This is a genomic window from Bifidobacterium sp. M3-N-101 (assembly GCF_023656805.1).
In the GTDB taxonomy this organism is placed as follows: Bacteria; Actinomycetota; Actinomycetes; order Actinomycetales; family Bifidobacteriaceae; genus Bifidobacterium; species Bifidobacterium breve.
In genome coordinates this window covers 21,528-44,081 of record NZ_JAMOKQ010000006.1, presented here as the reverse complement: position 1 = coordinate 44,081, position 22,554 = coordinate 21,528, and the positions used below count along the sequence as shown (strand labels likewise).

Annotated in this window: 23 protein-coding genes and 1 pseudogene; 9 read left to right on the top strand and 15 right to left on the bottom strand. The window is 58.9% G+C overall.

The window, feature by feature from the left end; all coding sequences use genetic code 11:
- From NBH12_RS05845 to NBH12_RS05830, 4 genes are all read left to right on the top strand, one after another.
- Positions 1-2,589, top strand: a complete 2,589-nt coding sequence (locus tag NBH12_RS05845; protein ID WP_250819269.1) for a DEAD/DEAH box helicase — start codon at positions 1-3, stop codon at positions 2,587-2,589.
- 113 nt (positions 2,590-2,702) lie between these two features.
- Positions 2,703-3,050 (top strand): RNA polymerase-binding protein RbpA, encoded by a 348-nt coding sequence (locus tag NBH12_RS05840; protein WP_003829377.1) that lies wholly within the window; start codon positions 2,703-2,705, stop codon positions 3,048-3,050.
- 108 nt (positions 3,051-3,158) lie between these two features.
- Positions 3,159-3,878 carry an HAD family hydrolase gene (locus NBH12_RS05835; protein WP_025299833.1) on the top strand — a complete coding sequence of 240 codons (720 nt, stop codon included), beginning with the start codon at positions 3,159-3,161 and terminating at the stop codon, positions 3,876-3,878.
- A gap of 23 nt (positions 3,879-3,901) precedes the next feature.
- Positions 3,902-4,126: a hypothetical protein gene (locus NBH12_RS05830; RefSeq protein ID WP_014483727.1), complete on the top strand. Its 225-nt coding sequence runs from the start codon at positions 3,902-3,904 to the stop codon at positions 4,124-4,126.
- Positions 4,127-4,176: 50 nt separating this feature from the next.
- Here the strand turns inward: NBH12_RS05830 and NBH12_RS05825 are convergent, their stop codons facing one another.
- The 13 genes from NBH12_RS05825 to NBH12_RS05765 all read right to left on the bottom strand — a co-directional run bounded on the left by NBH12_RS05825 (position 4,177) and on the right by NBH12_RS05765 (position 14,841).
- Entirely contained in the window at positions 4,177-4,584 is a 408-nt protein-coding gene (locus tag NBH12_RS05825) for a hypothetical protein (RefSeq protein WP_021649012.1), read from the bottom strand.
- A gap of 131 nt (positions 4,585-4,715) precedes the next feature.
- Entirely contained in the window at positions 4,716-5,348 is a 633-nt protein-coding gene (locus NBH12_RS05820; RefSeq protein WP_003829381.1) for a MerR family transcriptional regulator, read from the bottom strand.
- A gap of 78 nt (positions 5,349-5,426) precedes the next feature.
- Positions 5,427-5,870 (bottom strand): FHA domain-containing protein, encoded by a 444-nt coding sequence (locus tag NBH12_RS05815; RefSeq protein WP_003829382.1) that lies wholly within the window; start codon positions 5,868-5,870, stop codon positions 5,427-5,429.
- 6 nt (positions 5,871-5,876) lie between these two features.
- Positions 5,877-6,698, bottom strand: coding sequence for a DUF881 domain-containing protein (locus NBH12_RS05810; RefSeq protein WP_015438816.1), 822 nt, complete (start codon positions 6,696-6,698; stop codon positions 5,877-5,879).
- A gap of 1 nt (position 6,699) precedes the next feature.
- On the bottom strand, positions 6,700-7,032 hold the full coding sequence (locus tag NBH12_RS05805) for a small basic family protein (RefSeq protein WP_003829384.1): 333 nt from the start codon (positions 7,030-7,032) through the stop codon (positions 6,700-6,702).
- On the bottom strand, positions 7,032-8,009 hold the full coding sequence (locus tag NBH12_RS05800; protein WP_250819268.1) for a DUF881 domain-containing protein: 978 nt from the start codon (positions 8,007-8,009) through the stop codon (positions 7,032-7,034). The genes NBH12_RS05805 and NBH12_RS05800 overlap by 1 nt, the downstream gene beginning before the upstream one ends.
- The gene (locus tag NBH12_RS05795) at positions 7,999-8,616 is read right to left on the bottom strand and encodes a CDP-alcohol phosphatidyltransferase family protein (protein WP_003831819.1); all 618 of its coding nucleotides are present in this window, start codon (positions 8,614-8,616) and stop codon (positions 7,999-8,001) included. Before NBH12_RS05795 ends, NBH12_RS05800 begins: the two co-directional genes overlap by 11 nt.
- 22 nt (positions 8,617-8,638) lie before the next feature.
- Positions 8,639-9,490, bottom strand: a complete 852-nt coding sequence (hisG, locus tag NBH12_RS05790) for an ATP phosphoribosyltransferase (RefSeq protein WP_003831818.1) — start codon at positions 9,488-9,490, stop codon at positions 8,639-8,641.
- 125 nt (positions 9,491-9,615) lie between these two features.
- The gene (locus NBH12_RS05785) at positions 9,616-9,879 is read right to left on the bottom strand and encodes a phosphoribosyl-ATP diphosphatase (protein WP_003829389.1); all 264 of its coding nucleotides are present in this window, start codon (positions 9,877-9,879) and stop codon (positions 9,616-9,618) included.
- Between the two features lie 49 nt (positions 9,880-9,928).
- Positions 9,929-10,597 (bottom strand): ribulose-phosphate 3-epimerase, encoded by a 669-nt coding sequence (gene rpe / locus NBH12_RS05780; protein WP_003831817.1) that lies wholly within the window; start codon positions 10,595-10,597, stop codon positions 9,929-9,931.
- A gap of 79 nt (positions 10,598-10,676) precedes the next feature.
- Complete coding sequence (gene lgt / locus NBH12_RS05775) at positions 10,677-11,627, bottom strand: prolipoprotein diacylglyceryl transferase (protein ID WP_003831816.1); 951 nt, start codon at positions 11,625-11,627, stop codon at positions 10,677-10,679.
- Between the two features lie 234 nt (positions 11,628-11,861).
- Positions 11,862-12,731: a tryptophan synthase subunit alpha gene (gene trpA / locus NBH12_RS05770; protein ID WP_250819267.1), complete on the bottom strand. Its 870-nt coding sequence runs from the start codon at positions 12,729-12,731 to the stop codon at positions 11,862-11,864.
- 22 nt (positions 12,732-12,753) lie between these two features.
- The gene (locus NBH12_RS05765; RefSeq protein ID WP_052786989.1) at positions 12,754-14,841 is read right to left on the bottom strand and encodes a bifunctional indole-3-glycerol phosphate synthase/tryptophan synthase subunit beta; all 2,088 of its coding nucleotides are present in this window, start codon (positions 14,839-14,841) and stop codon (positions 12,754-12,756) included.
- A 199-nt stretch (positions 14,842-15,040) separates the two neighbouring features.
- On the opposite strand from NBH12_RS05765, the gene NBH12_RS05760 reads away from it, so the two are divergent.
- Positions 15,041-15,733 (top strand): SOS response-associated peptidase, encoded by a 693-nt coding sequence (locus NBH12_RS05760; protein ID WP_003829395.1) that lies wholly within the window; start codon positions 15,041-15,043, stop codon positions 15,731-15,733.
- A 129-nt stretch (positions 15,734-15,862) separates the two neighbouring features.
- On the opposite strand, the gene NBH12_RS05755 is transcribed toward NBH12_RS05760, so the two are convergent.
- Positions 15,863-16,717: a deoxyribonuclease IV gene (locus tag NBH12_RS05755; RefSeq protein WP_250819266.1), complete on the bottom strand. Its 855-nt coding sequence runs from the start codon at positions 16,715-16,717 to the stop codon at positions 15,863-15,865.
- A 132-nt stretch (positions 16,718-16,849) separates the two neighbouring features.
- On the opposite strand from NBH12_RS05755, the gene NBH12_RS05750 reads away from it, so the two are divergent.
- Positions 16,850-18,250, top strand: coding sequence for an amino acid permease (locus tag NBH12_RS05750; RefSeq protein WP_250819265.1), 1,401 nt, complete (start codon positions 16,850-16,852; stop codon positions 18,248-18,250).
- 533 nt (positions 18,251-18,783) lie between these two features.
- Positions 18,784-20,214, top strand: coding sequence for an MFS transporter (locus NBH12_RS05745; RefSeq protein WP_350448262.1), 1,431 nt, complete (start codon positions 18,784-18,786; stop codon positions 20,212-20,214).
- 23 nt (positions 20,215-20,237) lie between these two features.
- Here NBH12_RS05745 and NBH12_RS05740 read toward each other — a convergent pair whose 3' ends face one another.
- Entirely contained in the window at positions 20,238-21,251 is a 1,014-nt protein-coding gene (locus tag NBH12_RS05740; RefSeq protein WP_250819264.1) for a VanZ family protein, read from the bottom strand.
- 146 nt (positions 21,252-21,397) lie between these two features.
- Here NBH12_RS05740 and NBH12_RS05735 point away from each other — a divergent pair, with 146 nt between their 5' ends.
- Both NBH12_RS05735 and NBH12_RS05730 read left to right on the top strand, forming a co-directional pair.
- Positions 21,398-22,222 carry an aminotransferase class V-fold PLP-dependent enzyme gene (locus tag NBH12_RS05735; protein ID WP_250819263.1) on the top strand — a complete coding sequence of 275 codons (825 nt, stop codon included), beginning with the start codon at positions 21,398-21,400 and terminating at the stop codon, positions 22,220-22,222.
- Between the two features lie 174 nt (positions 22,223-22,396).
- A pseudogene (locus tag NBH12_RS05730) lies at positions 22,397-22,540 on the top strand (DUF2316 family protein); the annotation flags it as partial.
- Positions 22,541-22,554: the final 14 nt, after the last annotated feature.

Sequence of the window (22,554 nt, the reverse complement as noted above, 5' to 3'; positions counted from 1 at the left end):
ATGGCACGTCACCCTCACCATCAGGAAGGCGATTCTTCCCGAACGCTTAGTCCTGCCCAGAGATACGCATCATTCCAGAAAGCCAATAAACACAGAGCATCGGTCGCGGCTCGTTTTGCCGCTACACTGCCGTTCGCTCTTGACGATTTCCAGACCGAAGCCAACGACGCATTGGAGGCCGGCAGCAATGTGCTGGTCGCCGCACCGACCGGCGCAGGCAAAACCGTGGTAGCCGATTTTGCCATCTATCTGGCTCAGGAACGCAACGTCAAAGCGTTTTATACCACTCCTATCAAGGCTCTCAGCAATCAGAAATACCATGATCTGGTAGACGTATACGGCCCGGATAAGGTAGGCCTGCTCACCGGTGACACCTCGATCAATTCCGAGGCGGACATCGTGGTGATGACCACCGAAGTACTGCGCAATATGCTCTACGAGCATTCCACCACGCTCACCGCACTGCGGTATGTGATTCTGGACGAGGTGCATTACCTTGCCGACCGCTTCCGCGGTCCGGTTTGGGAAGAGGTCATCATTCACCTGCCCAAGACGGTGAAAATCGTGGGATTGTCTGCCACGGTGTCCAATGTGGAGGATTTCTCCAACTGGATCGCATCCGTGCGCGGCGGGACCAAGCTGGTCATCAGCGAGCATCGCCCGGTGCCGCTTGAACAGCACGTCATTGTGCAGGCGGATGAACAAACCGAGCCGGAGGTGCTGGATCTGTATCGCAGGGACGGCAACGGCAACCAGACCACGAAGCTCAACGCCGAGTTGATCAACCGACTCGACCAACTGGACCGCAAGGCGGCACGCCGCCGTGGTGAGGAACGGCCCGACAAGCGCAGAGGATTCAAAGGCAAGGGCGGAAAAGGGCACAAGGATCGCGTACCACGCCCGGAGCGACACACGCCTCGCCGTTGGGCCGTGGTCGACGAGCTGAACTTTCTGGGCATGCTACCCGGCATCTACTTCATCTTCTCGCGCAACGGCTGTGATCAGGCGGTCGAGCAGTGCATCAATGCCGGACTGGAACTGACCACCGATGAGGAAGTGACCAGGATTCGCCGCATCGTGGATGAGATGGTGGAAGGTCAGCTCACCCAAGAGGATCTGAAGGCATTGCAGTTCTCCAAGTTCCGATTCGCTTTGGAAGAAGGATTCGCCTCACATCATGCCGGCATGATCGCCCTGTTCCGCCAAATTGTCGAGCGCCTGTTTGAAGAGGGCCTTGTCAAAATGGTGTTCGCCACGGAAACGCTGGCGCTGGGCATCAATATGCCGGCACGCTGCGTGGTGGTTGAGAAGCTGGAGAAGTTCGACGGCACCGGTCACGTGGGTTTGACTCCCGGCGAGTTCACACAGCTGACCGGACGTGCCGGCCGACGCGGCATCGACACCATCGGCCATGCCATCGTGGTCGACCATCATGGATTCGTGCCCGCCACGGCCGCGGCATTGTCTTCCAAGCGTGTGTATCCGTTGCATTCCAGCTTCCGTCCGACGTTCAATATGGCGGTGAATCTGCTTAATTCCAGCGACTATGGGACCGCGCGAATCACCTTGGATCAGTCTTTTGCCCAATGGGAAGCCAATGAATCCGCCTGGCAGCTGGAATCGCAGATCAACACGCTCACCAATGCATTGGCCGGATACGAACAGGCGTTCGCCTGCAATCATGGCGATTTCAAGCAGTTCATGACGTTGCGTATGGAGCTCAGCGACATCGAGAAGGATGGCCGCCGCAAACTCAAGCACGAGGTGTTCCTGACCGATCAGGACAGATCTCGCGCTTTCCAGGACCTCGACAAGCGCATCCAGAAGCTGCGCAAGGCCGAGCACGAGCATCCATGCCGCAATTGCCCCGACCTCCAGCAGCACCTCAAATGGGGGCACCGCTGGGCCCGTGAGACCCGGGAACTCAATCGGGTGAAGTATCGTTATGACTCGCGTACCGGCTCTGTGGCACGTCAGTTCGACCGTATCTGCGACATCCTTACCCAGCTCGGCTATCTGGAGCGGCATGATGACGGCAACGGCCGTATCGACGTGACCCTGACCGAAAAAGGCCTGCTGTTGCACCGTATTTACAGCGAGCATGATCTGGAACTCTGCGAGGCGCTGCTTGCCGGCACTTTCGACAAGCTCGATGCCAACGGGCTGGCCGCGGTACTTTCCTCGCTGGTGTACGAGGCCAGGCGTGGCTCGGACGGCGAACCACGGCATTATCCGGGCGGCATTTCCGGCCCTATCGCCATCGCATCGTCCAAACTGCAAGGCATCTGCGCGGATATCAACATCCTGTGCGAGGATCACAGCCTGGAAGAAATGCACCAGCCGGACTTCGGCATCGTCGACATCATGTACGAATGGGCCGACGGCGGTTCGCTGGGTGCATGCCTGTACGGCACGGACATGACCGGCGGCGACTTTGTGCGCACCGCCAAACGACTGGCCGACGTACTGCAGCAAATCGCCGTGGCGCAGCCATTGCCGTTCGATGGGGGAGAACGGTTGGCGGATATCGCCCATGAAGCGGCTGATCGTGTGAACCGCGGAGTCGTGGCCTATTCCGGCGTCGATTAACCTTTGCTTGGCCGGCTACACCGGTCAGTCACTAGCGAACAGCGGAATGGAAGCCAAGTCCGAACTGTTGCGTAAATTAGTACGGTCGAAGATTTTTCAAGGAGGATGCCAATATGGCAGAACGTAGCCTCAGGGGCATGAGCATCGGCGCGAAATCGCTGGAGTCCGATGACAACGTGGATTTCGCCGCGCGAAACGATGTGGCGTATGTGTGCCCTAAGGGTCACCGCACTATTCTGCCGTTTGCGGAAGGTGCCGAGATTCCTGACGAGTGGGAATGCCGCTGCGGTTCCGTGGCCCATCGCGAAGGCGATGACGACCGTGAGGCCGATGAGATCACCAAGCCGACCCGTACGCACTGGGACATGCTGCTGGAGCGTCGTAGCGAGGAGGAGCTCGCCACGCTGCTCGAGAAGCGTCTGCAGATGCACCGCGACGGTTGGATTCCCGATTACGAGTGAGCCAACAACACGTGAACTTGATGCCCAGTCAAACCGACTGGGCATAATCATTGCTGAAGCAATCTTGCGAACATGAACACCATAGTGAAACAGGGGAGTGGACCTCATATGGCACAGCATCCGAGGAACGTGGTCCTGCTGGACCTCGACGGCACGCTTACCAAGTCCGACGGCGGCATCATCGCATCCGTCATCAAGACGTTCGAGGAATTGGGTCGCCCGGTTCCCGACGATGCCGAGCTGCATCGTTTCATTGGTCCGGCCATCATCGAATCGCTGCGACGCAACCATGTGCCGGAGGAGGAGCTTGACCGGGCGGTCATCATCTACCGCAGCTACTATGCGGATCGCGCCGTGTTCGATGATCCGAACGAGCCCGGCAACAAAGTTCCCGGCCGCTTGGTGAACGTCGTGTTTCCCGGTATCCGCGAACAGCTGCTCAAGCTGCGTGCCGACGGCTATTATCTGGCGTTGGCCAGCTGCAAGCCCGAGTACCAATGCGTTCCGATCTGTGAGCATTTCCATCTGGCCGAATTGCTGGATGGCATTTATGGCGCTTCCAAGGACAACTCTCGCTTGGATAAGGATCAGGTCATCCGTTATTGCTTTGACAAAATCGGTTTTGATGCTTCGGCAGGGGATAAGGCCGTGATGATCGGCGATCGCTACACCGACATCGATGGCGCACACGCCTGCGGGCTGGACACCATCGGCTGCCGTTGGGGTTACGCCCCGGCCGGCGAGATGGAAGAACACGGCGTTTACGAGATCATCGAGAAGCCCGAGCAGATCGAAGAAGCCGTAAACCGTTATTTCCAAACGCACTGAAACACAACGGCGAGGATTTCTTCATGATGGGATGCGATGAAGACTGCGCCGCGGGCTTCGACCTGGTTTTCATCGGTTTGCCGTTGCTGTCGCTGTATGAGATTCCCATGCTGATATGGTTCATTTGGCGAGCATTCCACTGGAAGCGAAATGACAAGGATTGGCTGAAAGGCACGGCGATTCTTGCAATTGCAGTGGTCGCTCCAGTGCTCCTTTGGCTGTCGGCCTGGTATGCGTGGACTAGTTGATACAGGCGACTGAATCCTCGTCAAGGATAACTAATCTGACATAACGTACATTATCGGATTCCAGTGTCATCGTCGTTCTTACGTACAGAGGCACCAATACGCCGATCCATTGCAGTCTCCGAAGCGTTGCGCGCCTGGAAATACATGGCGACGTTCTCCAGCAACACCAGAACGAATACGATGACAGCTGCGGGCAACTGCGCTGCGTCGCAGAAATCTCTCAGACGCACATCCATGGAATCCGCGAGAAAAACGAAGATAGGAAACGGTATCAGCGCCATTACAAACGACAGAAAATGCATTTTGACCATGGACCAGTCAACCGGCTCAGTCGCCGGACGCTTTGCCCGCGGCGTGAATATGTGGCCTCGACCTATCGTGAACGTGATAATGGCGACGGCCATAATGACGGCGACGAGCCAGAGCACGATTGGCAGGAACCCAATGACTATACCCATTGCATCAATCCTTCAGCACTGTGTTCTGCAAGATTACTCGATCATTGCACGCCCATACATTGCACGCCCATAATGAAAAAACGACCTGCCGGAAACCCGGCAAGTCGCCATCATACAAACCTGCTGCGAAATCAAGCGGCCTCACGCTGTAGACGCTGCGCCTCAAGCTTCTTGCGCATACGCATGGCGGTCAATTCGTCAATCGGACGATTCATGGAAACCGTCATCGGCTTGTCATCAAGATCGACGTAATCCTCATCCTCCAGAGCGGTTTCAATCTGATGCCACAGTGAGCCGACCGACACGGCGAACACGGCCTTGCCGCTTTGCAGCAGCTCAAGCATCTGCTCGCTGGTCGTGCATTCGTGCACGTTCTGGCCGTCGCACATGATGGTCACGTTGGCCAGCTGATCGGTGGTGTGCTGGGTAAGGAAGCCGATGGCTGCAGTCACGTTCTGCAGATTCACGCCGGCATCCAGCAGCTTCTTGGAGACGGCCAGAATCACCACGTCCTTGAACGAATACAAACGACGGGAACCGGATCCGTGCGATGGCGTGATGGACGGTTCGACAATCTGCTTGCGTGCCCAGTAATCGAGCTGACGATACGTGATGCCCGCAACCTTGGATGCCACGGTACCGCGATATCCACGCTTGATTTCCTCGGAATCGGCGTTGGCGAACAACTCCCCCTGGATAGCGCCATCATTGAGATCTTCACGCTCATCAAGCGGAATATGAAGATGCAGCTCGGTCCGGCTCATCTCGGCTCCCCTAACTCACACTGGTGTAATCACACGATTGCAATTCTTCACCAAGTGTAACCCCACATAATGTGTCGGTTATTGGGAGACAAAGGCAGATTTCGTGAAGAACACCAGACGGAACTTGCCAATCATGATTTCATCGCCGTTTTTAAGCACCGCCTGATCAACGCGCTGACGGTTCACATAAGTGCCATTGAGGCTTCCGGCATCGATAACGGAATACTGGCCATTGACCCGGCGGAACACGGCGTGCTGCCGGGATACGGTGGAATCGTCCAGCAGAATATCCGCTCGGGGATCGCGACCAACAGTGATTTCATCCTCATCAAGCAGATACCGCGAACCAGACACCGCTCCCCTGGTCGAGATAAGCAACGCCGTCCCCTCGGACAGGCGTGTAATGGTGTCCAAATCCTCCTGAGTCAGAGGACGGTCGCCGGTTGCGGTAACGGGCAATACGTTAATAGCAGGCAATCCAATGATGGTGGTTTCGCCTGCGCTAGGAATCGGATCAGTCATAGCTTCCTATTCTACCGTCTTTGCATACTTATTTTGCGTAGCTTCACGCACTTCATCAATAATGACGTTATCGGAGGCTTCGACATTAACATTAGCTCCATACTTGACCTGCAGCTGGGCACCCACTCCCCCGGCGATGTCAACTGCGTTGGAAAGCTCCTGCGGATTGCCGATGGCCTTGACCACATACGGAGGTTTGATGGCCGTGCCATCGGAAATCAGCCCTTCGTCAGCATCTTGAATATAGGTCGATGTGACAACGCGAACCTCGTTGATGGCAATGACTTCGGCGCCGGCATTGCGCAGCTCCTCGATGAGGTTGAACATGATCGAAGCGTCGATTCTGGATGTCGAACCGCGGCTGACCGTAACCGTAATACCCTTGCCCTTGGCTGGGAGCCGGCCGGAAATCAGACCACTGGTTTCCTCGTTCTGCTTGGCGATCTTACGCGCCTGTTCCTGCTCGTTGGCAGCCGACTTCAACGAGTTCAGCTGGCTGGTCAGCTGGGTTTTGCGCTGCTCGAGGTTGGATATCTGCGTGTTCGACTCGTTGAGCAGACGAACCAACTCGTTCTCATCCATCGTTTCATAGGTGGATTTGGTGTTGTTGATCTGACTCATGTAGGCAAAGCCCAGCAATGCGCACATCAGCATGATGAAGATCGACGATATCAGTCGGGAACGATCGGAATTCCGGTTCAGGTTCTTACGCGGCTTTTTGCGTATAGTGGGGAACGAACCGGTTTCCATGCGGTCGTTCGCCTTATCTTGGGCATGCTGGTCATGCATTTTGTCCAGCATGTTGTTTGATTTAGCTCTTCGTACCATATCAGCCTCGGAAGATGAACCGGCGAATGGCGGACACGTTGGAGAAGATACGGATGCCGAGCACTACAATGACGGCGGTCTGCAGCTGCGAGCCGACGCCAAGCTGATTGCCGAGGAACACCAGCAAGGTTGCCGTCAGCACGTTGGCCAGGAACGATATGACGAATACACGGTCAGAGAAGCTTCGTTCAAAGTACGCGCGTGCAGCGCCCAGCAGTGCGTCGATGGCGGCCACCACCATAATCGGCAGATAGGGTTGCAAGACGACCGGAATGTCCGGCTTGACAAACACACCGATTACCACGCCGATAATCAGACCTAGGACGGCTGCCATTATTCGTTCCTCTCTGCGTATTGGGTTTCGCCAGCCACTGCTGCCTCAAGTGTAATCGAATTGGACTTGTTTACCTGCGGATAAATACCTGCTTGTTTGAAGGAATCGTACAGGCTTGCTAGATTCTTTGATCCCATAGCTTCGGCCAACGTGTTCTTGTCTCCGACGGCTTCAATGGTGTACGGGCTTTCGATGGCATTCACGCCAATGAGAATATGTCCACCCGCCTTACGGATGGAGGTCTGTGCACCGAGCCTATTGCCGTTGATGGAGATGGCTTCGGCTCCATTTTGGAACATCAGCGATACCAGCTGCTGCAAATCAAGATCCGTGACGACGCGAATCTTGCTGGTGGTACCCACTCTGGTGGAGGTGGATTGGTCGGACTGGCTCGCCGCAATAGGATCGGCCAATGTCATGGTGATGCCTTCACCGGTGACGGCCACGGCACCGGTGACCAATTCATCCTGAATCAGCGTGTCGCTTTTGACCTTTCCGGAGACCTTCTTCGACTGCTCGTCAACTTGGGCCTTGACTGCATTCACATCTTTGGTGAGCTGTTCGATTTGCGCATTGCGGTTTTCGAGTTGGTCGGCCAACGTCTGACGCACCTGTTTGCGCGGATCGGACTGCAGCTGCTGGACGAACAGGCACCCCGCAAACCCGACACCGACGCAAATCAGGAAAACGATAATGCGATTGAACCAGATGGAAAATACAGATCGCTGCTCATGGACCAGTCTCGAATCGGAGAACATGGGATCCATCGGACGGTTCACGAGATCGTCGATGAGTTGCAGGGAATCATCGTTGGTTTTACGGCGACGGCGTCCGCGAACGGCCGTGGCATCATTGGGAGACAACGCATGGTGGGATTTCACAGACCGAAATGCACGGGAAAAAATGGCACGACGGCGTACTGGCTCATTCTCCTCTGGTACGGGGAATGAGACCGGCGCTGTGGAATCAGGCTCCATGCCGCTCCTCCAATTCCTTGCGCAACAAGCTCACACCTTGCTTGGTGTAGATATATCCGGCCAACCAGTACATGGCAATGCCCCAAATCCCTGCGGCAAGCGCGGCAAGATAGAGCAGGTGGAAGAAGGCGTTGGTGCCAAGATCAGCGAAAATCAGGCCGACGATGGAAATCATCAATAATGCGGTGCCCGCTTTGCCCACGAAATGCACCGGCAACGGACCATATCCATATTGGGCAAGCCACAGCACCTGAATTGCCATCCACAAGTCGCGCAAACCCACAATGATCAGCATCCACCAGGGGATGACGCCGGCGACGCCGAGAGCCAAAATCGAGCAGAAAATCAACAGGCGATCGGCTACCGGGTCAAGAATCTGCCCGATTTTGCTGACTTGGTTGAATTTGCGCGCGATGATGCCATCGAGTCCGTCAGAAGCGGAGGAGATGGCGATAAGCGCCAACGCCGCAATCATCTCATGCCGAGAGATCAGCGCGGAGATGAATGGAATCGAGATGATTCTCAACGCGCTGATCAGATTCGGCACAGTGAAATACAGGTCACGCGCCTCTGGACTGTATCTGCTGCTGAGTTTGTGGTCTGTCATATCGACAAATAGTCTACATGGTTTACATGCGAGAGGCTTGCAATGCGGTGACGATGATGCCTCGAGCACCGACTTCGTACAAATCGTCCATCAGCTGGTTGACCTCGGCCTTGGGCACCATGACGCGCACGGCGTTCCACTGCTTGTCGTGCAGCGGAGAGATAGTGGGGCTCTCAAAACCGGGGGTCACGGCCACGGCTGCAGACACCTTGCTTACGGGGATGTCGTAATCCATAAGCACGTACTGGTGTGCGGTCAGCACGCCTTGCAGACGGCGGGTGAGTACGGCGAGACGGGAGTCCTTCTCGTCCAGACGCGGAGAGCGAATCAGGCATGCTTCGGAGTGCATCAGCGGGTCGGAAAAAACGCGCAGACCGGCGTTGCGCAGCGTGGTACCGGTGGAGACCACGTCGGCGATAAGGTCGGCCACGCCCAGCTGCACGGAAGACTCCACGGCGCCGTCCAGGTGGATGGTTTCAGCTTCGATACCGTGTTCGACGAGGTAGTCATGCACCAGCTTGTCGAAGGTGGTGGCCACGCGCTTGCCCTGAATGTCTTCCAGAGTGGTGATCGGGGATTCGTTCGGAGCCGCGAAGCGGAATGTGGAGGAGCCAAAGCCGAGCGGCATGTGCTCGAGTGCGGCGGTGCCGGAATTCTTCAGCAGATCCTGTCCGGTGATGCCCACGTCAATGGCACCGCGACCCACGTACACCGCGATATCCAACGGACGCAGGTAGAACAGCTCGATGCCGTTGTCTTCGTCCTGGACGACGAGCTGACGCGGATTGGTGCGCAAACGGTAGCCGGCCTCGGCCAGCATGTTCCACGCGGGTTCTGACAACATGCCCTTGTTGGGCACTGCGATTCTCAGCATGAATGCTCCTCTCCCCTGTTGGGAGTTCGATGCGCTGCGGTTACTGCGTTTTGTGGGGATTACCGGCGGAATTGCCAGCGAATCCCTTGTGCTTGGTTCAGTGTTCTGCGGCCGCGGAACGGCGATCACAGGTGCTTGTAGACGTCCTCGAGGGTCAGGCCGTGCTTGATCATCATGACCTGAACATGGTAGAGCAGCTGGCTCATCTCTTCGGCGGTGCGATCCGCGCCCTCGTACTCGGCGGCCATCCAGGTTTCGCCGGCCTCTTCGATGATCTTCTTGCCGATGAAGTGGGTGCCCTTGTCGAGCTCATCGACAGTCAGGGAGCCTTCGGGACGGATCTTGGCCTTTTCGGACAGTTCGGCGAACAGGGATTCAAACGTCTTCATGATTATCTTTTCGTTGTTGCTTCTACTGGGGTAATGGGCGCGCTGCGGCTCAGGCCTTAAACGCGGCCTCGGCCTTGGCGCGGATGTCATCGACGGCCTGGGCGGGGTTCTCAGCGCCATATACGGCGGAACCGGCCACGAGCACGTCGGCGCCGGCTTCGGCCACGATGTGCGCGGTCTTGGGGCTCACGCCACCGTCGACCTGAATGCGGGTCTTCAGTCCGCGACGGGTGATTTCGTCGCGTAGACGGCGAACCTTGGCCATCTGGTTGTCGAGGAACTTCTGGCCGCCGAAGCCGGGCTCCACGGTCATGATGAGCACCATGTCGAACTCATCGAGGATGTCGAAAATCGGCTCGACCGGTTCGGCCGGACGCACGGCGAAGCTCGCCTTGCAGCCCATTTCGCGCAGCTGGCGTGCCAGACGTACCGGGGCATGGGTGGCACCCATGTGGAAGGAGACCGAAGCGGCACCGAGCTTGGCGTATTCGGGGGCCCAACGATCCGGATCCTCGATCATCAGGTGCACGTCGACGGGAAGGTCGGTGACCTCGCAGATGCGGCCAACGATGGGCTCGCCAAGGGTCAGGTTCGGCACGAAATGATGATCCATCACGTCGACGTGAACCAAATCGGCATTGGAGATGGCCTTGAGGTCACGTTCGAGGTTGCAGAAATCAGCGGACAGGATGCTGGGTGCGATTGCGATATTGCTCATGGTTTCCTACCTTATCTGTGCAATGGGACTTGGAGCCCCGTGTTTCGTGCTGTTTGGACGCTGTTCTTTCCAGTGTTACTTATTGCATATTGCCGCGCTGGGCTTTCTTCTGGCGCAGTCGTTCTTCTTCGATGCTCTGGCGTTCGAGTTCGTCGGCGGTGACCGCCGCAAGTTGCCGGGCCTGTACCTTGGAGTCAGGGCCATGCTGGTAGAGCACGACGAACAGGATGCAGCCGATCACGAAGACGATGATGGCGGTCCAGACGTTGGTGCGCAACCCCAGAATCACTGTGGAGTAGTTGATGCGCACGTTTTCGATCCAGGTGCGGCCCAGTCCGTACCACATCAGGTACATGGCGAACTGCTGGCCAGCCCTAAGGCGGTCGGCGAGCTTATGGCCAAGGTAGATGATGATCGCGGCGCCGATGAGGTTCCAGATCATCTCATACAGGAATGTGGGGTGGAACAGGGTGGTTTTGTAGTCGGGGCACTCAGCGCCGGAATAGCAGATTTCGGATTTGCCGATGGCGTCCGCGTCGTTGAGTTTCAGACCCCAAGGCAGGGTGGTGGGCCACCCGTAGAGTTCCTGGTTGAACCAGTTGCCGAGTCGGCCGATGGCCTGGGCCACGGGCAGCGCGGGGGCGATGGCGTCGGCGAAGATCGCGAACGGGTAATGCTTGTGGCGGCACCATAGGAACGCCACCAGCGTGCCCACGGAGATACCGCCGAAGATGGCCATGCCGCCTTCCCACACCTTGAGGATATTGATCAGGTTGCCGGTGGGCGGGAAGTAGTCGGCCGGCGTGGTGATGCAGTGGTAAAGGCGTGCGCCCACCAGAGCGCAGGGCACGGTGACGAGCGTGGTGTCGAGAATCTGGTCGAAGGTGCCGCCGTAGCGCTTCCAGCGCGTGGCGAGGATCCACACAGCCACGCAGATGCCAATCAGGATGCAGATTGCATACATGTGGATGGTAAACGGGCCGACCTGGAATTTAGAGAAGGTCGGCGAGGGGATATAGGCCAGATTCATCGTGCCTCACTTACTCGTATTCGCTAATGCCGCCTGCCATACTACCGCATGGAAGCCGGGACTCGAGGAACGCCTCACGCTTTGACAGCGTACTCGTTTCATATGTGTCGAGCCTCAGGGTCCAAGCTTTTCCTCGATGGCTTCGATGGCGGATAATCCCTTTACCAGGGCGCATGCGGCAATCCATGACGGAAGCAGGTGCCGAATACACCCTGATTCTAGGGGCGGCAGGTCTTAGCGTGCGTTGTGGATGCCTTCGGCCAGTTCCTCGCTCTTGGCGGCGAGCAGCTTCAAGCCTTCCTTCGGGTCGCGTGCGGTCTTGTTGTCGTCCGCGAGCAGGGTGTGCACGAGCGCGGAGCCGACGATGACGCCGTCCGCGTAGGAGCCGACCTTGGCGCCCTGTTCGGCGGTGGACACGCCGATGCCCACGCACACGTTCTCGGCACCGGCCTGACGGGTACGTTCCACGAGGAGTTCGGGCGAGGCGTCGATGGTGGCGCGTTCGCCGGTGACGCCCATACGGGCGGCCGCGTACACGAAGCCGCGCGCGCTGCGGGCCACGGTTTCGAGGCGCTCGGTGGACGAGTCCGGGGAGACCAGGAAGATGCGGTCGAGTCCGTGGCGGTCGGAGGCTTCGATCCACTCCCCCGCCTCGTCCGGGATAAGGTCCGGGGTGATGAGACCGGCGCCGCCGGCGTTCTCGAAGTCGCGGGCGAAGCGCTCGACGCCGTAGTGGTACACGAGGTTCCAGTAGCTCATGATGAGCGGCACGCCGCCGGCGTTGGCCACGGTTTCGACGGCCTCGAACACGCGCTTGATGGTCTCGCCGTTGTTCAGGGCGATGGAGGCGGCAGCCTGGATGACCGGGCCGTCCATGACCGGGTCGGAGTACGGCAGGCCGATTTCCACGGCGTCGACGCCGTGCTCGACCATCGTTTTGAAGGCGTCAAGCGAGACGTCTGGGTTGGGGAAGCCATAGGGCAGGTAGCCGATGAAGGCGGGCTTGTTCTCGGCCTTGAACTTGGTGAACATAGCGCCCGACTTGCTGGGCTTGTGGCTGATGCCCAGCGGCTGGCCGGACGGCGTGGTTGCTTCGTTGGTCATAATCAACAATCTCCTCTTCTTGTCAGGCGACGGTGTCGCCGTGGGCGCCGGCCACATCGAGCGCGGCGGCCTGATCGTCGGTCAGGTAGCCAAACCACTTGCCGGCGGTGGCCATGTCCTTGTCGCCCCGGCCGGAGATGTTCACGATTATCACGGCCTTGTTATAGCCCTTGGCCTTCAGATCCGCGGCGGCCTTGTACGCGCCGGCCACGGCGTGCGAGCTTTCGATGGCGGGGATGATGCCCTCGCTCTGGCTTAGGTCGCGGAAGGCGTTCATGGCCTCCTCATCGGTGGCCCAGCTGTAGTTCACGCGGCCGATGTCCTTGAGCCATGCATGCTCTGGCCCCACGGAAGCGTAGTCAAGGCCTGCAGAGATCGAGTAGGTATCGAGCGTCTGGCCTTCGTCGGTTTCCAGCAGGTAGCTCTTGGCACCCTGGAACATGCCGAGCTGGCCGGTGCCGGGGGCGAAGCGGATGGCGTGCTGGCCGGATTCGGGGCCGTTGCCGCCGGCTTCGTAGCCGTAGAGGTTCACGCGGTCATCGTCCAGGAAGGCGTTCATCACGCCGATGGCGTTGGAGCCGCCGCCCACGCAAGCGCAAATCGCGTCCGGATGGTCGATGCCGTACCAGTCCTGAAGCTGCTGCTTGGCTTCCTCGCCGATGATCTTCTGGAAGTCGCGCACCATGGCCGGGAACGGGTGCGGGCCTGCGACGGTGCCGAGCAGGTAGTGCGTGTCCTTGACGTTGGTGACCCAGTCACGCAGGGCCTCGTTGATGGCATCCTTCAGAATCTTGTCGCCGAGGGTCACCTCGACCACTTCGGCGCCGAGCATACGCATGCGGGCCACGTTCAGGGCCTGGCGGCGGGCGTCGATCTGGCCCATGTAGATGCGGCACTTGAGGCCAAGCATGGCGCACACGGTAGCGGTGGCCACGCCGTGCTGGCCGGCACCGGTTTCGGCGATCACGCGTGTCTTGCCCATGCGCTTGACGAGCAAGGCCTGTCCGAGCGCGTTGTTGATCTTGTGCGCACCGGTGTGGTTCAAATCCTCGCGCTTGAGGAAGATACGGGCGTCGAGGCAGGTCTTCTCCTTGACGAGTGCGGCGAAGCGCGGAGCTTCGGTCAGCGGGCTCGGGCGGCCCACGTAACGCTGCTGGAGCGTCATGAATTCCTTGTGGAATTCGGGGTCGGCCTTGGCTTGCGTGTAGACGCGCTCAAGCTCGTCGAGGGCGGTGATGAGGGCCTCGGGCACATAGCGGCCGCCGAACTGACCCCAATACGGTCCCTGATGTTCGCTCAACGGGGTGGTTTCGGATGCTTTCACTTGTGCTCCTGCCTTTACTAGTCGTTCCACTGCGAGTTCATGATCGTCGGCGGTGGCCACGCCCTCGCCGACCAGTACCGCGTCCGCTCCCGCGCGGGCGTAGTCTTCGACCTCGACCGCGCCGAATACGCCGGATTCCGCCACCTTGATGACGTCATCGGGCAGATCGGCCGCGAGTTCGTTGTATTTGTTCACGTCCACCTTGAGGTTCTTCAGGTTGCGCGCGTTGATGCCGATCACCTTGGCGCCGGCCTGGCATGCGCGTTCGATCTCCTCGCGGGTGTGCGTTTCGACCAGCACGGTCATGCTCAACTCGTGCGCCAAATCCAGCAGGTGTTTGAGCTGGGCGTCGTCCAATGCGGCGACGATGAGCAGCACCAAATCGGCACCGTGGGCGCGGGCTTCGTAGATCTGGTAGTCGGTAACGATGAAGTCCTTGCGCAGCACCGGAATATGCACGGCGGCGCGAACCTTGTCGAAATCATCGAGGCTACCGAGGAATCTGCGGCCTTCGGTGAGCACGGAAATGGCGCTTGCACCGCCCCTCTCGTATTCGCGGGCCAGCGCGGCCGGGTCCGGGATGTCGGAGAGGTGGCCCTTGGACGGGGACGCGCGCTTGATTTCGGCGATCACCGGGATGCCATCGGCGCGCTTGAGCCATCGTGTTGCGTCAATCGGAGCCGGGGCCGCCAGCGCGGCCTTCTTCACATCCTCAAGAGACACGGTGAGCTCGCGGGTTTGCTGGTCCTCCAGTGCGCCCGCCACCAATTCGTCTAAAACCGACATGGTCCTCCCTTTGTTGGTATGCGATCATGCGTCACTCTAGGTCACGCCCTGCTCTTATTGCCTTGTGCGTCCTACATTCTGGGCTATTCCTCGTTGGTTCGTATCGCTACGGAACCAGAGCGGCCAACAAAAGGAAGATCGCCATGAATATCGGTCATACGGCCTGGGATTGATTCCATTGATGGCATAGACTGGGCGCATGTGCAGGAGATTCGCGCTTGATTTGGATTGGGATGCCGTGGCCTCACAGTTCGCGGTAGACGAGGATGACGTGCGCGTTGACACTCTGCCACAGCCTTCCTACAACATCGCACCCACGCAGAACATTGGCGTGGTGGCACAGGGCAAGGATGGCCGCCGTCATCTGACCGGTGCCTATTGGTCGCTGGTGCCGCGATGGAGCGCCAGCAAAGTGCTGAGCTACCCCACATATAATGCGCGTGTGGAGTCTGCGCATGTCAAGCCGGCGTTCGCCGAATCCACAAAATCCATGCGAGCCATCATCCCCGCTTCCGGCTACTACGAATGGAAAGGTCGCAGGCCGTTCTATTTTCACGCGCCACATGATGAACTATTGTCTTTGGCCGGCCTGTACTCATGGTGGAGGTCGTCTCCCGCATCGCCATGGCAGCTGACCGCAACCATCATCACCTGTCCTGCCGCGGACGAGTTCGTCAAGGTGCATGATCGCATGCCCCTGCTGGTTCCTCGGAATATGGTTGCCTCATGGCTGGACCGCTCCGTTGACGGAGCCGCACTGTTAGATTCCATGCGGGAAGCGGGTACCATGCTTTCCCGGCGTCTGCAATTTCACGAAGTCGCGCCACTGAACAGCGATGGCAAACGTCTTATTCAGCCATTGGATTCCACCGAACCCATGCGTCTGTTTTGAGCTCTTGCAGCTGGAACCGGCTATGCAGCTGTATATGAAGACGGATCAATCAACGCCCCGCTGATAGCTAACCTCGTATGGCCCTCAGTCAAAAACAGGTCTCTTCTGCTCGACATTGGTCGACTACGACTACTTTTGCACCAATCCGCGCAACAACTCGATCTCGTCGCGATGCGTGGCGGGCGTCTGCTCCTTGGTTTCGAGGATCATCGGGAGCTTGGCCATGATCGGGTCGTTGACCAGTCGCGTGAAAAACGGGATGCCGAGCTGGCCCTCCCCGATGTTGGCGTGACGATCCTTATGCGAGTCGAGGCCGAACTGCGAATCGTTCACGTGAATCGCCTTGACCTTGGCCAAGCCGATCACCTCATCCAACTGGCGCATCACGCCGTCGTAGTCGTTCACCAAGTCGTATCCGGCATCCAACACATGGCAGGTGTCGAACGTGACGCCGACGTTCGCCTTATTCTCCACGCCATCCATGATCGTGGCGAGCTCATCGAAATTGCGGCCGCATTCCGTGCCTTTGCCGGCCATGGTCTCCAGAAGCACCATGACGCCGGCCGCGCGCTCGAACACCTGATTCAGTCCCTCGCTGATCAGCCGGCAGCCGGTCTCGGCGCCTTGGCCCATATGCGCGCCGGGATGAATGTTGATATACACCTCCTGGCCGGTCTCGCGGATGGCGGTCAGCAGCTTGATATCCTCGGCCAGCGCCTCGATGGCGAATGCGCGCTTGGCCTCATCCTTGCCGGCCAGATTGTAGACGTACGGCGCATGGACGACCAACGGCCCATAGCCTTCGGCCCTGAGCTGTGCGCCGAACACCGCCGCGCCGGCCAGGTCGAGCGCCTTGGAACGTTTGCCATACGGAGATCGCGGAAAGAACGCGAACGCGGTGCCGCCCTCCTCATGGGAGCGTTTCAGCAGCTCGTTCCAGCCGCCAGCCGTCGACAAATGCGATCCGATAAGCAAACCCGTCATTTCACTTCCGCCTTTCATGAGCCGTTTCATCTACCGCTATCATATGGTAGGCAGCATCGAGTGCAGCCCGCACAACCGACATGAGGCACAACCCTCTGACCATCCGACCATCTGACCGAAGGAGACCTAAGCATGGCGTCAGCCGGCAATCCCAAGGACGACACCGGCCTCGAACGGAAAATGGAGTCGCGCCACCTGACGATGATCTCCCTGGGCGGCGTAATCGGTACCGGCCTGTTCGTCAGCTCCGGTTACACGATTCATCAGGCCGGACCTTTGGGCGCGATCCTCGCCTACGCGGTCGGTTCCTTGCTCGTCTACTGTGTAATGGTCTCGCTGGGCGAGCTGTCCGTGGCCATGCCGTATGCCGGCAGCTTCCACATGTATGCGAAGCGATTCATCGGACCCGGCACCGCATTCACCATCGCCATCCTGTATTGGCTGAACTGGGCGGTGGCACTCGCCTCGGAGTTCACGGCGGCAGGGCTGTTGATGCAACGGTGGTTTCCTCATTCGCCGTCCTGGGTGTGGTCGGCCGTGTTCATTGCGGTGGTGTTCGCGCTCAACATCATGTCCGTGCGGCTATATGGTGAGGCGGAGTTCTGGTTCGCGTCAATCAAAGTGTTCGCCATCATCGCGTTCATTGTGATCGGCCTGCTGGCAATCTTCGGCTCTATACCGATTGCCGGCCATGCTTCCGCGCCGTTGCTGGGCAACTTCGTGGCCGATGGCTGGTTCCCGAGCGGCATCGCACCTATTTTCTCGACTTTGCTGACCGTGGTGTTCGCGTTCTCCGGCACCGAAGTGGTGGGCGTGGCGGCCGGCGAAACCAAAGATCCATCGCGCGCGATTCCCAAAGCCGTGCACACCACGGTGCTGCGTCTGGCAATTTTCTTCATCGGCTCGATTCTGGTGATGGCGTCCTTGATCCCCTGGCATCAGGCCGGCGTGGATACGAGCCCGTTCGTGCTGGTGTTCCAATCAATCGGTATGCCGTTCGCCGGCGACATCATGAACTTCGTGGTGCTCACGGCTGTGCTTTCCGCCGCGAACTCCGGCCTGTACGTGTGTTCGCGCATGGTGTGGTCGCTGGCCAAGGAACGGCTGATTCCCGAACGTTTTGCTAAGACGAATTTCCGTGGCGTGCCGATGTGGGCCGTGCTGTTCAGCATGGCGGGCTCACTGCTGGCGTTGCTGTCTTCCGTGATCGCCGCTTCGACTGTGTATCTGGTGCTGGTCGCCGTGTCAGGTTTGGCGACGCTGGTGGTGTGGTTCTCCGTATGCGTGTGCCATATCCGTTTCCGGCGCGAATGGGAGCGGGACGGGCACAGCGCCGATGAGCTCGGCTATCGCGCGCCCGGTTTCCCGGTACTGCCGTGGCTGGCCATCGTGATGTGCATCGGCGCGCTTGTGCTCGTGGTACTCGATGAGACGCAACGTTCGACCCTGTATTGCATGATTCCGTTCGTCGCCTGCTGCTACGCGGCCTATTACGCCCTCGAACGCCAACGCAAACGCGAAAAGAGCGCCTAACTCGGTTTCGAGGGGCTGATTCGACGTTTGCCAGAGGTCTACTCGCGTTTCAAGGGGCTGATGCCCAAGTAGACAAGGCTCCGAAATGGCGTCATGTCGTTGCCACAAAGCCGTCTATACTTGCGGTTTGGCGTTCGAGCAGCCCCTCGAAAGCCAAGTAGATGTCTCCAACGAGCAAAATCAGCCCCTCGAAGCCGAGAAACCATTGATGGCCGATTATGTTGTGCCCAGTGACCCCGGGTTCCATGCTCGAACTGGTACAATAATTGGAGTTTGGTTTTTGCAAAGGGGCATTGTTATGTACAAGGTGTTGGTGTCGTTCGCAGACAGCTAATACGCGGTGACTCGTCGCGCTAAGCCGTGGTCGCCGTTCAGACCCACGGTGCTTCTGCTATGCCATTTCCATAACCTGTACATTTCGTCATATTCGAGTTTCACCTGTACTCGCGCGTCGCGTTGTCATCGCGCCTTACTTTCAGGGCCATGCGCACGTGATACGTGACGCGTGTAGAACTTCGAATACGGCATGATTCATGAAACGAGTCATCATGTCAATAAACGCCAATCCCCCATCGTCTTCAAATCCATCTCCAGGCCACAGCGCCAACGCGACTTCCGCCTCGCCATCATTGTGGCGCGCTCGCAGCTACCGGCTGTGGTTTGCGGCAGACACCACCGACGTACTCGCCGTCAGTCTGCGTGCATTCGTTATACCGCTTTTGGCCCTGCAACTGTCCGGCTCGGAATTCATCGCCGGCATCATCGTCGCCTTGGAATCGGCCATCGGACTGTTGCTGCTGCCATTTGGCGGCACGCTGGCTGACCGTCACGATCGCGGACGGATGATGATTCTGCTGGGTGTCATCGGCACTGGGCTGTCCGCCATCGCCATGGCATTGCTCGCCTCGCGCGTGATGAACACGCCGATGTTCGCGCTATGCATCGCACTGTTCGCCATTATGAACGGGCTGCTCGGCCCGTCCAACGACGCAATGCTCAAATCCATCGTGCCTATGGACCGTTTCGCCAAAGCCCAAGCCATCCGCGAAACCCGCGAATCGTGCGTGGAACTATCGTCCGGCATTATCGGAGGATTCCTCTACACCGTCAGCGCTTGGTGCCCGTTCCTGGTTTCGACGATCCTGTATGGCATCGCCGGTGTCACGGCCGGACAACTATCACTGGGCCATGCTGCCAACGAAGCGGCCAAAACCGATTCTCCAGCCGACGCCGAATCTTCCGCCTCCGACGCATCGGTCATGTCTGAAGCACCTATCGCAAACGAAACGATCATGACGTCTAATCAACATGCAGCGACGCACTCCCCCAACGTTTCATTCCTGACGCACTTGGTCGAAGGCTGGCGATGGGCCCTGACCAAGCGAGTTTTCCTATCCGCAATCATGCTTGGCGCAATGGTGAACATCGCCTGCGTGGCCAGCATCACCGGCGCGCAGATCATGCTGGCCGCCCGTGGCACCAGCGCGGTCATGATCGGACTGCTCGGCACGGCAATGGGCGTGAGCACGTTGGTCGGCTCGCTGTTGGCCAACAAGCTGGTCGATATGGTTCCCACAGGGAAACTGATTGCGGGCGCGCTTGCGTTGTTCGTGGTCAGCCAAGTACCGCTGCTGTTCGTGCAAAGCTACGCGGCCATCCTGATCTGCCAGATTCTGGCCGGCCTGCCGTTCCCCGCGTTGAATGCCGGCCTGCTGGGCTTTCTCTACGGCAAGACACCCGACAACATGCAGGGGCGGGCTTCCGCCGTATTCGAAACCACGGTCGGCATACTGGGCGCGGCATGCCCGGCGATGGTCGGCTGGCTGTTGCAACAGCCGTATCTCGGTTTCACGGCGGTGATGGCCGTGGCCGTAGCCTGCGCCGTGACGGGATTGGTCGTATCGTTGGCCGGCCCGTTGCGCAGCATTCCGACTCCCGAACGATGGTCGGAGGTTTCCCTGTAACGCCAGACGGCGGAGCGCCGGTCTTATATGAGGTCGTACGGCATCTGATGCTTGACCAGCCAGAAGATGCCGAGGCCGATGAACACCAGCAGATTGAATCCGCCGCTATGCCATGGCAGCACGATGATTAGCGTCGCCATACGCGCCACATAGAACGCCGCACGCCGCCAGCCTTCTCGCGGCCGGGTTTCCACTGTCATGTGCGTGAAACTGCCGCCGAACGTGCAGCCGCCGCGCAACCATGGCACCACGCCCTCGAAGAGGATGAGCGCCGCCAGGAAGAGGATCGAACCGGTCCAGTCGAACGGTTCCATCGACTGCCATGAGCCGTTGGAGCCCGAGGGCAGGTTTGAGCGGACGATCATGACGAACAGATGCGTCGGCATCACGGCGAACCCGATCAGCGTCATGTCGATGATGAACGTGATCAGCCGCCTCATGAAGCCAGGTGTGGTGGTCGGCGTCATATCAGCGACCCGCGCCGGAATCAAGCGCAGCGAAAGCATGGCCAGCGCGAATCCGATCAGCGCGCCGGTCGTGTTCCACAGGAGATCGTCCACGTCGAACAGACGGTAGGCGCACGGGAACACGCCCATGAGGCCGGTCAGCTGCATCGTCTCCAGAGACAGCGACGTGGCGAACGACAGTACTGCGGTAACCAGCAGCGGCCAGCGCCATATGCGGCCCATGATGAAGCCCAACGGCAGGAAGAACACGATATTAAACGCGATTTGCAGTACGGCGGTGAGACCATCGGTACGGATGTCGCCGATGAACTGCAGTGGGTTGAGCTGTGGCGTCAGATGGTGCGCGGCGCAATAGGCTGCCGCATCGGCCGGCATCGGATACAGTGTGAAGCACAGCAGGCCGAGCAGGTACAGCACCGTGCCATACGCCACTATGGCCGACGACAGTCGGATGCGATTGTCGCGGTGATACAGCAACGCCAGCACCGGCACCGTCAGCAGCATGGACACAAACGGCCACAATGCCAGCGCGAACGCAAACGGTTCGGAAAAGTTCTTGAGAAATCCCATCTTCAATGCTCCCTGCTTCGGTCCGCTCCATTCGGTTTCGGACCATATCTCTCGACTTCTGATTCCAAGGTACGGAACATGACGGCACGCGGGTATCGGCCACGAGAGCGAAATCATTGGGATGAAAGGCGATTCGTATCATTCGCATGGATGAGGGAGATGCACCAGTTACCATTGACGCCGACGAGAATGGTGTGGTCGGCGCCGTGACCGCGCAGATGAGCGAGCGTACGTCGTTCATCGTGTTGGACCAGATTACTTCCGCCACCGCTATGCTGTTTCCGGCCCAGCGCATCGCTGCCGAAGCCCATCGCCGCGGCATCCGCATTTTGGTTGATGGCGCGCACGCTCCCGCCCAACTGGCCGATCCGGTCGGCGGACTGCAGTCCGATTGGTGGGTCGGCAATTTTCATAAGTTCCCGTGTGCGCCGCGTGGCACGGCATTGCTGGTGATTCCGCCCGAAGGCGGTCAGGATGGTCAGGATTTGTGGCCGCTGATCGACTCGTGGGGTTTCGCCGACCCGTTCCCGGAGCGATTCGACGAGCAAGGCACCCAGGATTTATGCGGTCCGATCGCCGCGCCCGAGTCCTTGCGTGATATCGAGCGCCTGTGGGGCTGGGATGTCGTGCGCCGGTACATGTCCGATCTTGCCGATTACGCGGAGCGTCGGGTATCCAAGGCGGCCAGCGAGGTCGGCGGCGAGGACTGCGCGTCGCCGGTGCGCATTCCCTCCCCCGCCATGCGCCTGGTGAAGCTGCCCCACGGAAACCGCACGCCGCAGGAACTGGACGCCCTATGCCCGGTATTCCGTGACCGAATCCTCAACGAACTGCACGCCGAAGTCGCGGTCACCCAGTTCGACGGCGAACTGTACCTGCGCCTCACCGCCCACGCCTACGTCACCGCCGACGCCATAGACCGCTTCGCCGAACAATCTATCCCAACCATCGTCGGATGGCTGCGTGGGTAAGTGAATCGTATGTTGTTGGTGCCTTAACTATGGATGATTAAGGCGCCAATGCAACATTATTAGAGTTTTGCGGGTTGTAGAGCTGCTTACAGGAAATTTGCGGTCGAACGGCAGCCCCAATCTTCCGTCACAGTGGCTTGACGAAATCTTCGCCATTGAAGTCGCCGGCGATGGTATCCGTGGATTATCCGCGCCTATCTGCTGAGCAAAACCGCGGCGCAGGGCGTGGAACTGACGCCGTTCATGGCGTTACGCGGAAATCCGCACGATTATTGGTTCCTCGACGGCGACTTTATCGACCGAGGCGAAATCGATTAAAACCGATTGATAAT